The organism is Mycobacterium sp. (assembly GCF_035697385.1).
Lineage (GTDB): Bacteria > Actinomycetota > Actinomycetes > Mycobacteriales > Mycobacteriaceae > Mycobacterium.
Map to the genome: position 1 here is coordinate 1 of NZ_DASSCY010000209.1, position 13,443 is coordinate 13,443.

At 63.9% G+C, this 13,443-nt stretch carries 11 protein-coding genes and 1 rRNA gene; 8 read left to right on the forward strand and 4 right to left on the reverse strand.

All coding sequences use genetic code 11. The annotated features are described in order from the left end of the window. The first annotated feature begins 19 nt into the window (after window positions 1-19). Window positions 20-133 (forward strand): 5S ribosomal RNA (rrf, locus tag VFH65_RS17335). Between the two features lie 60 nt (window positions 134-193). Here rrf and VFH65_RS17340 read toward each other — a convergent pair. Both VFH65_RS17340 and VFH65_RS17345 read right to left on the reverse strand, forming a co-directional pair. Next, a complete protein-coding gene (locus VFH65_RS17340) occupies window positions 194-691 on the reverse strand; it encodes a methylated-DNA--[protein]-cysteine S-methyltransferase (protein ID WP_353323097.1) in 498 nt (165 codons plus the stop codon). Next, the gene (locus tag VFH65_RS17345) at window positions 691-2,178 is read right to left on the reverse strand and encodes a DNA-3-methyladenine glycosylase 2 family protein (protein WP_353323098.1); all 1,488 of its coding nucleotides are present in this window, start codon (window positions 2,176-2,178) and stop codon (window positions 691-693) included. Before VFH65_RS17345 ends, VFH65_RS17340 begins: the two co-directional genes overlap by 1 nt. A 751-nt stretch (window positions 2,179-2,929) precedes the next feature. Between VFH65_RS17345 and VFH65_RS17350 the strand changes: the two genes are divergently transcribed. The 7 genes from VFH65_RS17350 to VFH65_RS17380 are packed head-to-tail and all read left to right on the forward strand — an operon-like array spanning window position 2,930 to window position 11,222. Beyond that, window positions 2,930-4,117, forward strand: coding sequence for an MCE family protein (locus VFH65_RS17350; RefSeq protein ID WP_353323099.1), 1,188 nt, complete (start codon window positions 2,930-2,932; stop codon window positions 4,115-4,117). Beyond that, window positions 4,114-5,142 carry an MCE family protein gene (locus VFH65_RS17355; RefSeq protein WP_353323101.1) on the forward strand — a complete coding sequence of 343 codons (1,029 nt, stop codon included), beginning with the start codon at window positions 4,114-4,116 and terminating at the stop codon, window positions 5,140-5,142. Before VFH65_RS17350 ends, VFH65_RS17355 begins: the two co-directional genes overlap by 4 nt. After that, a complete protein-coding gene (locus VFH65_RS17360; protein ID WP_353323102.1) occupies window positions 5,142-6,236 on the forward strand; it encodes an MCE family protein in 1,095 nt (364 codons plus the stop codon). Before VFH65_RS17355 ends, VFH65_RS17360 begins: the two co-directional genes overlap by 1 nt. Further along, on the forward strand, window positions 6,236-7,702 hold the full coding sequence (locus tag VFH65_RS17365) for an MCE family protein (RefSeq protein ID WP_353323103.1): 1,467 nt from the start codon (window positions 6,236-6,238) through the stop codon (window positions 7,700-7,702). The genes VFH65_RS17360 and VFH65_RS17365 overlap by 1 nt, the downstream gene beginning before the upstream one ends. Next, on the forward strand, window positions 7,699-9,039 hold the full coding sequence (locus VFH65_RS17370; RefSeq protein WP_353323104.1) for an MCE family protein: 1,341 nt from the start codon (window positions 7,699-7,701) through the stop codon (window positions 9,037-9,039). Before VFH65_RS17365 ends, VFH65_RS17370 begins: the two co-directional genes overlap by 4 nt. Then, window positions 9,040-10,674: an MlaD family protein gene (locus VFH65_RS17375; RefSeq protein WP_353323106.1), complete on the forward strand. Its 1,635-nt coding sequence runs from the start codon at window positions 9,040-9,042 to the stop codon at window positions 10,672-10,674. Continuing rightward, window positions 10,671-11,222 carry a hypothetical protein gene (locus VFH65_RS17380; protein WP_353323107.1) on the forward strand — a complete coding sequence of 184 codons (552 nt, stop codon included), beginning with the start codon at window positions 10,671-10,673 and terminating at the stop codon, window positions 11,220-11,222. Before VFH65_RS17375 ends, VFH65_RS17380 begins: the two co-directional genes overlap by 4 nt. A 12-nt stretch (window positions 11,223-11,234) precedes the next feature. Here VFH65_RS17380 and VFH65_RS17385 read toward each other — a convergent pair whose 3' ends face one another. Next, entirely contained in the window at window positions 11,235-12,227 is a 993-nt protein-coding gene (locus VFH65_RS17385) for a hypothetical protein (protein ID WP_353323108.1), read from the reverse strand. Window positions 12,228-12,256: 29 nt separating this feature from the next. Next, window positions 12,257-13,426: an NDMA-dependent alcohol dehydrogenase gene (locus VFH65_RS17390; RefSeq protein WP_353323109.1), complete on the reverse strand. Its 1,170-nt coding sequence runs from the start codon at window positions 13,424-13,426 to the stop codon at window positions 12,257-12,259. Between the last annotated feature and the right edge of the window lie 17 nt (window positions 13,427-13,443).

Sequence of the window (13,443 nt, forward strand, 5' to 3'; positions counted from 1 at the left end):
AAAAACGAGTGAATAAAGTTACGGCGGTAACAGCGACAGGGAAACGCCCGGACCCATCCCGAACCCGGAAGCTAAGCCTGCCAGCGCCGATGATACTACCCAACCCGGGTGGAAAAGTAGGACACCGCCGAACACAAATTAAGTCCTCTGCCCTCCAATTTCGATTGGAGGGCAGAGGCATTTTTATTGCCTTTCAGTCGAATAGCGCGGGCGCCGTACGCTTTTTCTCCAATTCAAGCAAAGCCCTTTTTCGATCGAGCCCGCCGCCGTATCCGGTCAGGCTGCCATTGGAACCGATCACCCGATGGCACGGCACGATGATGCCAATCGGATTGTGGCCATTCGCCAACCCAACAGCGCGAAATGCACCGGCGGACCCGATCTGCAGGGCAATCTCGCCGTAAGACCGTGTCTCCCCGTACGGGATCGTCAGCAGCGCCTCCCAGACCCGACGCTGGAAGGCTGTGCCAACCAGATCCAACTCCAAGTCAAAGTCGGTCCGCTCGCCCGCGAAATACGCCTCGAGTTGATCGACGGCTTCGGGGAACGCTGCATCGTCGGGTTCCCAGCCGTCACGGCTCGGCTCATACGTCTGGTCAACCATCCGCAGGTGCATCAGCCGACCGTCCTTGCCGGCCAAGGTCAGCTTCCCCACCGGGCTGTCTATCGAGCGAAATTGCAGTGATTCCATCACTTCTCCTTCGGCGGCCATTCGTTGACCGCGTGATCAAGGGCCGTCCACAGATGCTGGGTGGCGTATGACCGCCACGGACGCCACCGTCCGCTGTGCTCTGTGAGCGGGCGCGGATCGGCTGGCAGGCCCAGGTGTTCAGCGGCCACTCGCACGCCGAGATCAGCGGCCGGGAACGCGTCGGGGTCTCCCAGACCTCTCATGGCGATCACCTCCGCGGTCCACGGGCCGATGCCGGGCAGCGACAGGAGCTGCTCGCGGGCGCGGTTCCAGTCACACCCCGCGTCCAGCACCACATCGCCCTCGCTCAGCGCCTTGATGAGGGCGATCAATGACCGCTGTCTGGACTTGGGAAATGCCAGGTGTGCCGGATCGATCTCGGCCAGGTGCTCCACTGCCGGAAACACATGGGAGAGACCGCCGTTGACGTCGGCCACCGGCTGGCCGTAGACGGCGACGATGCGCCCGGCATGCGTGCGGCCAGCCTTGAGTGACACCTGCTGACCGAGGACCACGCGCAGTGCCAACTCTGGTTCGTCGACGGTGCGCGGTATTCGCTGACCGGGCGCCTTGGCGATCAGTGCGCTGAGGCCTGTGTCCGCGCTCAGGGCGTCGACGACGGCCTCGGGATCGGCATCGAGGTCAAGCAGTCGACGGCACCGGGCGATCGCGGTGGCCAGATCGCGGAAGTCGTCCAAGACCAGTTGGCACTCCACATGATCGGGATATGGTGTGAGGCTTACGATTCCGCTTCCGTTCGGCAGCCGCAGCGTTCGCCGGAAGGCGCCGTCGCGGACTTCTTCGACGCCAGGCACCGCGCTGGCCGCCAAGTGGCCGAACAGCCCCTCGTATGCGAACGGTGTGCGCACCGGGAGCCGCAGCGACAGCGCGCTCGCAGCGCCGGCGTCGTCGCGTCCGATTCTGTTTCGCGCCCGTTGGCGCAATGCGGTCGGCGTCAGATCGCACACCGTCCTGAGCGTGTCGTTGAACTGGCGGATGCTGGAGAACCCGGCGGCGAACGCGACGTCGCCGAACGGCAGCTCGGTCGTCTCAATCAGCACGCGGGCGGTCTGGCTTCGTTGTGCTCTGGCGAGGGCCAGCGGATTCGCGCCTACCTCTGCCTGCAGCATCCGTTCGAGCTGCCGGGTCGTGTAGCCGACGCGGGCCGCCAATCCGGTGACACCCTCGCGGTCAACCGTGCCGTCGGCGATGAGCCGCATAGCCCTGGCTACGACATCGCCGCGCACATTCCACTCCGGCGAGCCCGGTGACGCATCTGGCCGGCAGCGCTTGCAGGCCCGGAAGCCCGCCTTCTGCGCGGCCGCTGCGGTGGGGTAGAACCGCATGTTGCGGGCATACGGCGGACGCACCGGACAGCTGGGCCGGCAGTAGATCTTTGTAGTGAGCACGGCGGTGACGAACCAGCCGTCAAACCGGGCGTCCTTTGACTGGACGGCCCGGTAGCAGCGGTCGAAGTCCTCGTGCATGCCTCAAACAATTACACGGACCCACCGACATCACTGGCGGAAAATCGACATCGTCGTCGCAACACCATGTGCTGGCCGGCGTAGTAGTAGGTCTAGGTTCTCAACTCACGCGACACATTCTCAGATGCCGTGTCACACGTGACATAAAAGAGCGTCGTCCAAGCAGCGAGAACCGTATAGATACATCTGGATCTATCGCTGACGCGCCGGTATTGCTTGGTCGTACCGCGGAGGAGCTGACGACAGAATTGGGCATTTAGCTAGACGGATGCCAGCTATGGCGAATATCGAAGGAGAGCATCGGCGGCCGGTCGGGCCCGAAACCTCTTTGAACTCCCTTATTCATAAGGGAGAACAGCATTTACGCGCTGATACGCGTCGGCGTCGACGGTGTTGACTGGCACCGAAAGGTCGAAGCACGCGGGAGGCGCGCGCCCCAGGAAGTCGTCGGCGCCGCTGTCGGAAGGCGGCGAGGAGCGTTGGTCAATCGCGTTTGAAGAGCCTGATCTCTTACCCAAGAATGCCGCGAGTATCGTACGATGCGCGGTATACCTCTAGAGGTATGGAAAGAGTCCAGCGAGGGTTGGGCGGACGGGCATGACGAAGCGGCAGTAACTCAGGTCGGCAGATGGCGCCTAGGCGCGTACCGAAGTGGAGGGCTGTGGGCAGACAAGTGGGTGAGGTCGCGCGGCTCGAGTCCTCCAGGGAGACCGCGAGCACCGGCGCGCCAACGACACGAAATGCCAGGACGATGCCCGGATACGTTCGGCCGCTGGCGGGCCTGGCATCGGTATTGGTACTCGTGCTGATCGTCGCGCTGGTGGCGGTCCTGTTTCGCGGTGGTTTCACCCCCGGGGTGCCGGTGACGGTGTTGTCGCCGCGCGCCGGGTTGGTGATGAACCCGGACGCCAAGGTGCAATTGCGCGGCGTTCAGGTCGGCAAAGTCTCCTCGTTGCAGACATTGCCGGATGGCCGTGCGGTCCTTCACCTTGCGATGGATCCGTCGCAGTTGCCGCTCATTCCGGAAAACGTGCTGGTAAGTATTGCCTCCACAACGGTGTTCGGCGCGAAGTTCGTTCAGCTGATCCCGCCTGCTGAGCCGTCGCCCAAGACGATGTATCCCGGCCAAGTGCTCGCCGCCCAACAGGTGACGGTGGAGATCAACACGGTGTTCGAGAAGCTCACGTCGGTGCTGTCGAAGATTGATCCCGCAAAGCTCAACCAGACCCTTGGTGCGATCGCGGCTGCGGTCAATGGACGAGGCCACGAAATCGGCCAGATGCTATCGGATCTGGACTCGTTTCTGGCGACGCTGGAACCGAGTCTGCCGGCCTTGAGCCACGACCTGGCGGTAGCGCCCTCGGTCCTGAGCGCTTATGCCGACGCGGCCCCCGATCTCCTCGCCGTTACCGCCAACGCCACCCGCATCAGCCAGACAATCGTCGACGAACAGCACAACTTGGACGCGTTGCTGGTCAGCACTATCGGGTTGGCTGACATCGGCAACGACGTGCTGAGCACCAACCGACAACCGTTGACCGATGTCGTGCACCTGCTGGTGCCGACCACCGACCTGACCAACCAATACAACCGGGCCCTGTACTGCATGTTGGGCGGCATGACGTTGGCGGCTTACGTCAAACAGCCGCAGGTTCCGGGCGCCATGGTGAATGCGGGCTTCGTGCTGGGCAAGGAACGCTACCGCTATCCCGGCGACCTACCCAAAGTGGCGGCAACGGGGGGTCCGCAATGCGTCGCGGGCCTGCCCAACATCCCGTACGAGGCGCGGCCGCCCTACGTCGTGGCTGATGTCGGCATCAACCCGGCGAAATACGGGAACCAGGGCATTCTGCTGAACTCCGATGCACTCAAGACGTGGTTGTTCGGACCCATCGACGGACCGCCGCGCAACACCGCACAGATCGGGCAACCGGGTTGAGGTCGATATGGTGCGGCGCCCTGCCCAGATTCGGGATCTTCGCGGTCGTGATGGCGGTGCTCAGCGGCTTCCTCTTCTTCGTTTTCGGCGAGTACAGAACGGGTTCGGAGAATACGTATTCGGCGGTGTTCGCCGACGCGTCGAGTCTGAAGTCCGGAGATTCCGTACGGGTAGCGGGCGTTCGGGTGGGCACGGTCGCGAGTGTGTCGCTGCGCGAAGACAATTCCGTGCTGGTGACCTTCGATGCCGATCGTGACATCGTGTTCACCGCCGGCACCAAGGCTGCCGTGCGCTACCTGAACCTGGTCGGGGACCGCTATCTCGAACTGGTTGACGGCCCGGGTTCGACGAGCACGTTGGCGGCCGGCTCGCAGATTTCCATCGACCGCACGTCGCCGGCACTTGATCTCGACCTGCTACTCAGCGGGCTCAAACCGGTGACCCAAGGCCTGAATCCGCAGGACGTCAACGCGTTGACCCAGTCGCTGCTGCAGGTGCTGCAGGGCCAAGGCGAACCCCTGCAGTCGCTGCTCGCACAAACCTCATCGTTCACCAACGACCTGGCCGACAACGACCAAGTCGTTCAACAGCTGATCGACAACTTGAACATAGCGGCGGGCACACTCGCCGCCGACGGCGACAAGTTCTCGGGCACTGTGGACCGGCTGCAGCAGTTCATCAGCGGCCTCGCCGCCGACCGGGATGCGATCGGCGAGGCGATCGAATCACTCGACAACGGAACCGCATCGCTGGCGGACCTGCTCACCAACGCCCGCGCACCGTTGGCGGGCACGGTCAACGAGCTCAACCGGCTCGCCCCGAACCTCGATCTTCACAAAGAGCACATCGACGCAGGATTGCAGAAGGCGCCCAACAACTACCGCAAGCTGGCGCGGCTGGGCGCATACGGCAGCTTTTTCAACTATTACCTCTGTGGAGTCACTCTGCGGGTGACTGACCTTCAGGGTCGGACCGCGGTCTTCCCCTGGCTCAGACAAGAAACCGGAAGGTGCTCCGACAACTGATGCTGAAATATCGCGGCACCAAGCTGATCAGGGCCGGCTTCCTCGGGGTCGTCTTAATCCTGCTTGTCATCGCCGTCGGACTGCGGCCCGAGCAGCTGCTGTCGATGGGCACCGCCATCAGATACCAGGCGTCGTTCGCCCAAGCCGGGGGACTGACCGCCGGCAACGACGTGATGTTGTCGGGCGTCGAGGTGGGGTCAGTCTCCGACGTTGCGCTGCACAACGGCGAGGCGCTGGTGACGTTTTCCCTGAAATCCACGCCCCGGCTCGGATCCGACACCACCGCCCATATCCAGACGGGTTCGCTGCTCGGCCAACGGGTGCTGACCCTCAAGCCTGCCGGTCCGGGCAGGATGGCTCCCTTCGCGGTCATTCCGTCGTCGCGCACGTCCTCGCCGTACTCGATAACCGAGGCGGTCAGTGACCTCACAACCGATATCGCCGGCACCGACACACAGACCCTCAACCAGTCGCTGGACACACTGTCGGCGACAATCGACGCGATCGCACCTCAGTTGGGGCCGACATTCGACGGGTTGACCCGCCTATCTCGGGCACTCAACGCGCGCAACCAGACGCTGGGCGATCTGTTCGAGAACGTCCGCGATATCAGCGGGATCTTGTCGCAGCGCAGCCAACAGGTCAACACCCTGATCCTCGATGGCCGCCTCTTGCTGGACGTTCTCGTGCAGCAGCGCCAGGCGATCGTCGAGCTGCTGGGCAACACCTCCGCGGTCGCCAAGCAGCTATCAGGGTTGGTGCACGACAACCAAGCAAAGCTGGCGCCCACGCTGGACAAACTCAACGCGGTGACCGCGGTGCTGGAAAAGAACCGCGACAACATCGCCAAAGCCCTGCCCGGATTGTCCAAGTACATGCTCACCACCGGTGAGATCGTTTCCAGCGGACCCTATTACCAAGCCATGATCGCCAATATCGGTATGCCCCAACTGCTGCAGCCATTCCTGGACTACGCATTCGGATTCCGCCGGGGCGTGGACGCTGGACAACCACCCGACAACGCCGGGCCCCGTGCGGAGATACCGTTCCCATACAACGGGATCCCGCAACCTCACGAACGCGGGGGAAACTGATGCCGCGCAACAGGTTTGTTCTCGCCGTCGCGGCGGTGTTGGTCGGGCTAATCAGCGCTGCGTCGGTATTCCTGGTACGTGAAACGGTATTCCGCCCGACGACGATCAGCGCCTACTTCGCCGCCGCGACCGCGATCTATCCCGGCGACCAGGTACGGGTTGCGGGAGTCAAAGTCGGCCACATCGCATCAATCCAGCCGCAGACCAACCGTGTGAAGCTGGTGATGAATGTCGACCGCGGCGTGCTCATCCCCGCCGACGCCCAAGCAGTGATTGTCGCCGCGAATCTCGTTGCGGCGCGCTACGTCGAGCTCACCCCCGCCCATCGGTCCAGCGGCCCCGGGTCGGGTGGCCCCACGATGCCCGACGGCGGTGTCATTCCCATCGAACGCACCGCAGTACCGGTGGAGTGGGACGAGGTCAAGGCCCAATTGATGCGACTGGCAACTGATTTGGGACCCAGCAGCGACGTGTCGACCCCGTCGGTAGCGCGGTTTATCGACAGCGCCGCCAGCGCGCTGGCCGGCAACGGCGACAAGCTGCGACAGACGCTGTCCCAACTGTCGGGCGTGGGCCGGATTCTGGCCGACGGCAGCGGAAACATCGTCGACACCATCAACAATCTGCAGGTGTTTGTCACCGCGCTTCGCGACAGCAACCAACAAATCGTGCAATTCCAAGACCACTTCGCGACGTTGACGAGCGTGGTCGACAACAACCGATCCGACCTCGACGCCGCGCTGACCAACCTGTCGACAGCTGTCGGCGAAGTCCAGCGCTTCATCGCCGAAACCCGAGACAAGACAAGCGAACAGGTTCAGCGATTGGCCAACGTCACCACAAACCTCGCCGAACACCGCAACGACCTCGAACAGCTGCTGCACGTCGCGGGACCCGCGATCTCCAATGGTTACGCCGACTACAACGCGGACACCGGAACGATCCTGGGATCGGTGTCGTTGACGAACTTCTCGAACCCCCTACATTTCTTCTGCTCTGCAGTCGGCGCGGTCAAGAACACCACCGCGCCGGAGACGGCGAAGCTGTGTGCTCAATACCTCGGTCCCGCGCTGCGGCTGCTCAACTTCAACAACCTGCCAATTCCGATTAACCCCTATCTGTCGCCGGCCCCACGCAACCTCATCTACACCGACCCGAACCTGGCGCCGGGCGACGCCGGCGCACCACCGGGGCCACCGGAGTCGCCGGAGTCGCCGCCGGCATTTTCGGCATACACCGGGCTGAACGGCGACGTGCCACCTCCGCCCGGGTGGAACCAACCCGTACCGCCGCCCGGTCTGAATACGCCGTTGCCCGCATTCCCGTCACCGGCGGTCTATCCTGGGGCGCCGCCGCCCGCGCCGCCAAGCGTGGAGAACTTGCTGCTGCCCCCGTCGCCGCCCGCTGCACCGGCACCGGCCGGACCGCCCGGGCCGGCACCGAGCGACGGGGCGCCACCATCATGACCGGGCGGCATCGGCTCCGTGCAGTGCTCGTTGTCGGCACCTGCGCGGTGCTCACGGCCAGCGGTTGTGCATTCCAGGGCGTGAACTCGCTTCCACTGCCCGGCACGGTGGGACGCGGCCCTGGCGCCAACGTCTACCACGTTGAAATCGCCAATGTCGGCACACTGGAATCCAATTCACCGGTCATGATTGATGACGTCGTGGTCGGCAGCGTCGGCAAGATGAAGGTGCAACACTGGCACGCCAACGTCGAGGTATGGGTGCAGCCGGGCACCGTCGTGCCCGCCAACGCGGTCGCCACTGTCGGGCAGACCAGCCTGCTGGGATCAATGCATCTGGCGTTGGATCCGCCTCCCGGTGAGCGGCCGGCCGGACGGCTCGAAGCCGGTGCCACGATGCCGCTGAACAAATCGTCGACCTATCCCTCGACCGAGCAGACCCTGTCGTCGTTATCCGCGGTGATCAATACCGGTGGTCTGGGCCAGATCGGCGACATCATTCACAACTTCAACGCCGCATTGTCGGGACGCCAAGATGCCGTGCGTGATCTGATCACTCGGCTGGACACCTTCGTGGGAGTTCTGGACCGCCAGCGAGGCGACATCATCGCCTCGATCCAACAGCTGAATAGGTTGGCCGGCACCCTGGCTGGGCAGCGCGATGTAATCAGCGAGGCGCTGCGCGCGATACCGCCCGCGCTGGACGTGCTCAACGCCGAGACGCCGCGCATCATTACCGCCCTCGAGAAGTTGCGCGTATTCAGCGATACCGCGACCGGGGTGATTGACGACACGCAGGCCGACCTGGTCAAGAACCTGCAGAACCTGGAGCCAACGATTCGCGCGCTCGCAGATGTCGGACCGGGAATCGACGACGCACTGGTGTACGCGACGGTTTTCCCGTACGGCCAGAACATCATTGATCGCGGATTAAAGGGCGACTATATGAATCTCTTTGCCGTTGGCGACATCACGGTGCCGCGCCTGAAGAGAACAGCGTTCCTGGGCACCCGCTGGGGTGTCGACGGGGCCGAGCTGGTACCGGCGCCGGGGGATCCGGGCTACGACTGGTACTACACCAAGAATCCACTCGGTCTTCCGTTGTCGGTTCCACCGGCTGGAAGTGAAGTGCCGCCGCCGCCACCACCGGCGGGCCCGCCTGTGATCACACCGGGGGGACCCGTGCCCCCTCCCACCGCTCCACCACCCAGCGTGCCATTGGGGTCGGGCCTGCCAACGGCGCCCGTCCCGTATCCCGCCGAAGCCGTACCGCTGCCGCCGTTCAACAACGTCATGACACCTCCTGACTTCCCGCCCATGGACAAAGGTGGTCGTTAGATGCTCACGCGTTTCGTCCGAATCCAATTGGTGGTCTTCACGATCGCTTCGATCGTCGGCGTGCTCGTCATGGTTTTCAACTACCTGCAGGCACCCACCTTGCTTGGCGTGGGCCGCATCACTGTCACGCTGGAGTTGCCCAGCACCGGTGGCCTGTATCGGTTTTCCAACGTCACCTACCGCGGCGTGCAGATCGGCAAGGTCACCGCGGTGCGGTTGACGCGCGAGGGTGCGAAAGCGACGCTGTCTTTGAATTCCTCGCCCCTGATTCCGGCTGACGTGCAGGCCGATGTGCGCAGCGTCTCCGCGGTGGGCGAACAGTATGTCGATCTTCGGCCCCGTTCCGACTCGCCGCCGTACCTGCGTGACGGTTCGCTCATCGCCATGACCGACACGACGATCCCACAGGCCGTCGGACCGCTACTGGATCAGACGAGTTCGCTCATCGGCAGCATCCCCAAGGACAAACTCGGCGAGTTACTCGACGAATCGTTTCGCGCATTCAACGGGGCCGGTTACGACCTCGGGTCGCTCATTGATTCGTCGGCCAGGTTTACCAGTGACCTCAACGGCGCCAGCGACCGCACACGAACCTTGGTGCAAGACGCAGTGCCACTGCTGGATTCGCAGGCCGACACCACCGATGCGATCCGGACGTGGACGCGCAGCCTGGCCGGCATCACTGGACAGCTGGTGACCAACGACCCGCAGGTGCGCACGGTGCTGCGCGACGCACCCGGCGCCGCCAACGAGGCGTCGAGCCTGCTCGACCAGATCAAACCCACATTGCCGGTACTGCTGGCGAATCTGACGACCATCGGCCAGGTCGCGGTGACCTATCGCCCGAGCCTCGAGCAGGTGCTGGTCCTGTTGCCGCCCTTCGTCGCCAATATCCTGTCGGCTGCCCCCGACCACAATCCGACAGGCATCGGGCAGGGCGACTTCGCCATCACCGAGGGCGATCCCCCCTCGTGCACAGCCGGATTCCTGCCGCCCAACCAGTGGCGATCCCCCGAAGACACCACCGAGGTCGACACTCCTGACGGTCTGTACTGCAAGTTGCCGCAGGATTCTCCGATCGCCGTGCGCGGGGCGCGCAACTACCCGTGTATCGGCCAACCCGGCAAGCGCGCGCCAACCGTCGAGATCTGCAATAACGACAAGCCCTATCAGCCGCTGGCCATGCGTCAACACTTACTGGGCCCCTACCCGCTTGACCCGAACCTGATCGCACAAGGCGTGCCGCTCGATGATCGCATCAACGGCGACGATCACCTCTACGCTCCAGTCGAGGGCACGCCGCGCAGTCCGCTTCCGGGGCCACCAGTGCCCGCGGGTGAACCACCGGTGCCCGCGGCAGCTTCAGACAGCGGCGCGAGCGTTCCGCCCGAGGCGCCTGGACCGCCCCCGGCTGCGGTACCTCCGCCGCTGGACATCGGCGGCGGTGTGCCCGCCGCGCCAAGTGCTTTCAGCGGCAACCGATCTGTGCCGGGCCCATCGCTGGCCTTCGCGCAGTACGACCCGGCCACCGGCAGATACGTCACACCAGACGGATTGACCTATCAACAGTCCGACTTGGTCGCCCCGGGAGCCACCAAGACATGGAAAGACCTGATCCTGACGGAGCACACGTGAAAAACAAGCCACGCGCGCCAACGCGCCCATCGGCAAGCCGCGCAACGTCGGCTGTGGTCTTGCTGGCCTCGGGAATCATCGGGGCGTTGGGCACGGCCCCGCCGGCCGGTGCGGCCTATTGTGATCCCACGCCGAACGGAACCTTCGCCGCCGTCTCGGACGGGGTGTGGGCGCAGACCAACCAGGTGTATCGCGACGAAGCGACGGTGACGAGCACCTGGACAGTCACCTCGTCGTGCACCGAGGCGTTTCCCAACTGCGCCGGGCAGGTCATCAGCAGCCAGGGATGGACCGCTCCGATGAACTGTGAAGCGGCCGGGTTGTGGCACGTGCGCCGCCACCTCGAGGGCTGGGAGCCGTGCAAGGACGGTACGGCCGCGCCTGCAGAACAGTTGCTCTATTTCTCTCCGGACCTGAGCGGCGCGCCAAGCTTTGCCGCCGTGACGACCTTCTCCGGCTGGGACCGCACCGTCGGGGTCAGCGGCGGCTGCGGCATCAACAAGCCACTCGTCATCGAAATGCCGTTCCGCCTGACCAAGATTGAGTGACGCTGCTGCCTGTCAGCGGCCGCGAGCGAGCCGGAAGCGCTGCATCATGAGGTCGAGGATCTCCGGTGTCAGCATGCCCGCGGCGTACTCGACCCAGCACCAACTGCGGGCCGGTTGCTTACCCGTCGAGCTGTCGGTCAGGCGACCGAAGAAGTGGATGAAGCTCCCGGCGGTGTCAAAAGCGAACGAGTACGTATCGTCGCCGATGGACACGTCCAGTGTTGTCAACTTGCCGATGCCATCGAAGATCGGTGTGGCGATGACGTCATCATGGGCCGTGGTGATCCCGTCCTTGAGCTGATAGCCCGGCCCGAAGGGCAGACCGTCGCGGCCTTGCCATAGGCAGCCGCCGCCCAGGGAACCGTCGTCGTACTCGTGCAGCCATGACACCCACATGCCCTGCAGCTGTCGGGCGATCGGCAGTTCGGGGTAGACCATGTCGGGCGGACCGTAGGCGTAGTCCTGATGCAGATAGCCCGAAACGTCCATGCCGTCGACTTTGCCGGTGGCCCAGAGCAGTTCGTGGCGGTAGTAGACCTCGTCGTCGATCCCCTGTTGTGTCGGTACGTGGACCGTGAAGATGTCGCTGGCCTTCGTGCCGTGGATCTCCCACCGCCCGCTCGCGTCGTACCAGTGAAGACCGTCGGCGTCGCGATCGATGCGCCCGCTGTAGTAGTTCAGCTGGACCCCGATGCCGCTGTCGACATAGTCCATCGGCTCGAACCAGTCGATTGTCGAGTACTCGTCGAACAAGTGGGGTGGATCGGGGTCGAATGTCTTCTTGAGCTTTTTGAATCCGGTGATGGGCGACACCACGTGGGTCATGCCGACCAGGAAGTCATCGGCTCCCCGTAATCCCCAGTACTCCTGTCCAGACGCGTCGGCGACCACAGCGCCGATCCACATTCCGGCTAAGGCCGCGCCAGGTCCGGGCACCCACCCGCGCCGATAGTGGTCCAAGGACGGCGGCTCAACCCGGACATCGAAGTCGATACGTTCTGGCATGCGGTTCTCCTTCGGCATAGCGGATGGGATCAGGCGGCAGAGAAGTCGATGACACCGCGGATGTTGCGTCCATCGCGCAAATGCTTGATCGCATCGTTGATTTCGTCGAGCTTGTATCGGCGCGTAATGAGCTCGTCGAGTTTGAGGTCGCCGGCTTCATACATCGACAGCAGCATCGGCATGCTTGCCCGCGGGTTCATCTCCCCGTACAGCGAGCCTTTGAGGGTTTTGCACGAGTTGACCATGTCAGCCAGGATGATCGGCACGTTCATATCGGATATCGGTGTCATCGCGGTGATTACGCAGGTGCCGCCCTTGCGGGTCAGCATCATCGCCAGCGGTACCAAGCCCGTGTCAACGACGCCGACGGTGATAATGACGGCGTCAGCCATGGCGCCCCAGGTGATCTCATTGACCAATTCCAACGCCGCACCGGCGTCGGGGACGGTGTGCGTCGCGCCGAAGGAGGGGGCGACGTCCCGCTTGAAGTCGACCGGATCCACGGCTACGACGTACTTGGCTCCGGCTGCTCGCGCGCCCTGTACTGCGTTCATGCCCACTCCGCCGACCCCGATCACCACGACCGTGTCGCCGGGTCTGGTGCCCGCACTGACGGTTCCCGACCCGAATCCGGTTGTGACGCCGCAGGATACGAGCGAGGCGGCTTCCAGCGGAATCCAGTCGTGGACCTTGATCAGAGACCGTTCGGATGCCACCACGTACTCGGAAAAGGTGCCGACCTGCATCAGGGCCATCAGGTCCTCGCTGCCCAGGTGGCGGCGAGGTGTCCCGTCCGTGATCATGTTCTTGCTGAACATGTTTGCGCCGATATCGCACAGGAAGCTCGATCCCGTCGCGCACCATCGGCACCGGCCGCAGGACGGCAGAAACGACACCGCAACGTGGTCCCCGGGTTTGAGCGCCGTCACACCCGGGCCGACCTCCTCGACGATGCCGGCTCCTTCGTGCCCGCCGAGTAGCGGAAACCATTCGGGGACGGGCATTCCGGCGGCCGTCATGGCGGCGACCATATTCTCGTCGGGCACGCTGTCACCGGTGGCGAAGTGGTCGTCGGAGTGGCAGATGCCCGCAACGACCATCTTGACCAGAACCTCGCCGCCGCGCGGCGGATCGATGTCAATGGTTGTGACGTCCCAGTCCTGACCGACGCCGTGAAGGACTGCGGCTTTGGATTTCATACGGGTCTCTTTCGTAG

Bases quoted from the DNA above. Each gene is read 5' to 3' on its own strand.
- VFH65_RS17365 (WP_353323103.1), top strand. From the start codon at position 6,236: ATGCCGCGCAACAGGTTTGTTCTCGCCGTCGCGGCGGTGTTGGTCGGG.
- VFH65_RS17385 (WP_353323108.1), bottom strand. From the start codon at position 12,227: ATGCCAGAACGTATCGACTTCGATGTCCGGGTTGAGCCGCCGTCCTTG.
- VFH65_RS17350 (WP_353323099.1), top strand. From the start codon at position 2,930: ATGCCCGGATACGTTCGGCCGCTGGCGGGCCTGGCATCGGTATTGGTA.
- VFH65_RS17370 (WP_353323104.1), top strand. From the start codon at position 7,699: ATGACCGGGCGGCATCGGCTCCGTGCAGTGCTCGTTGTCGGCACCTGC.
- VFH65_RS17340 (WP_353323097.1), bottom strand. From the start codon at position 691: ATGGAATCACTGCAATTTCGCTCGATAGACAGCCCGGTGGGGAAGCTG.
- VFH65_RS17375 (WP_353323106.1), top strand. From the start codon at position 9,040: ATGCTCACGCGTTTCGTCCGAATCCAATTGGTGGTCTTCACGATCGCT.
- VFH65_RS17345 (WP_353323098.1), bottom strand. From the start codon at position 2,178: ATGCACGAGGACTTCGACCGCTGCTACCGGGCCGTCCAGTCAAAGGAC.
- VFH65_RS17390 (WP_353323109.1), bottom strand. From the start codon at position 13,426: ATGAAATCCAAAGCCGCAGTCCTTCACGGCGTCGGTCAGGACTGGGAC.
- VFH65_RS17360 (WP_353323102.1), top strand. From the start codon at position 5,142: ATGCTGAAATATCGCGGCACCAAGCTGATCAGGGCCGGCTTCCTCGGG.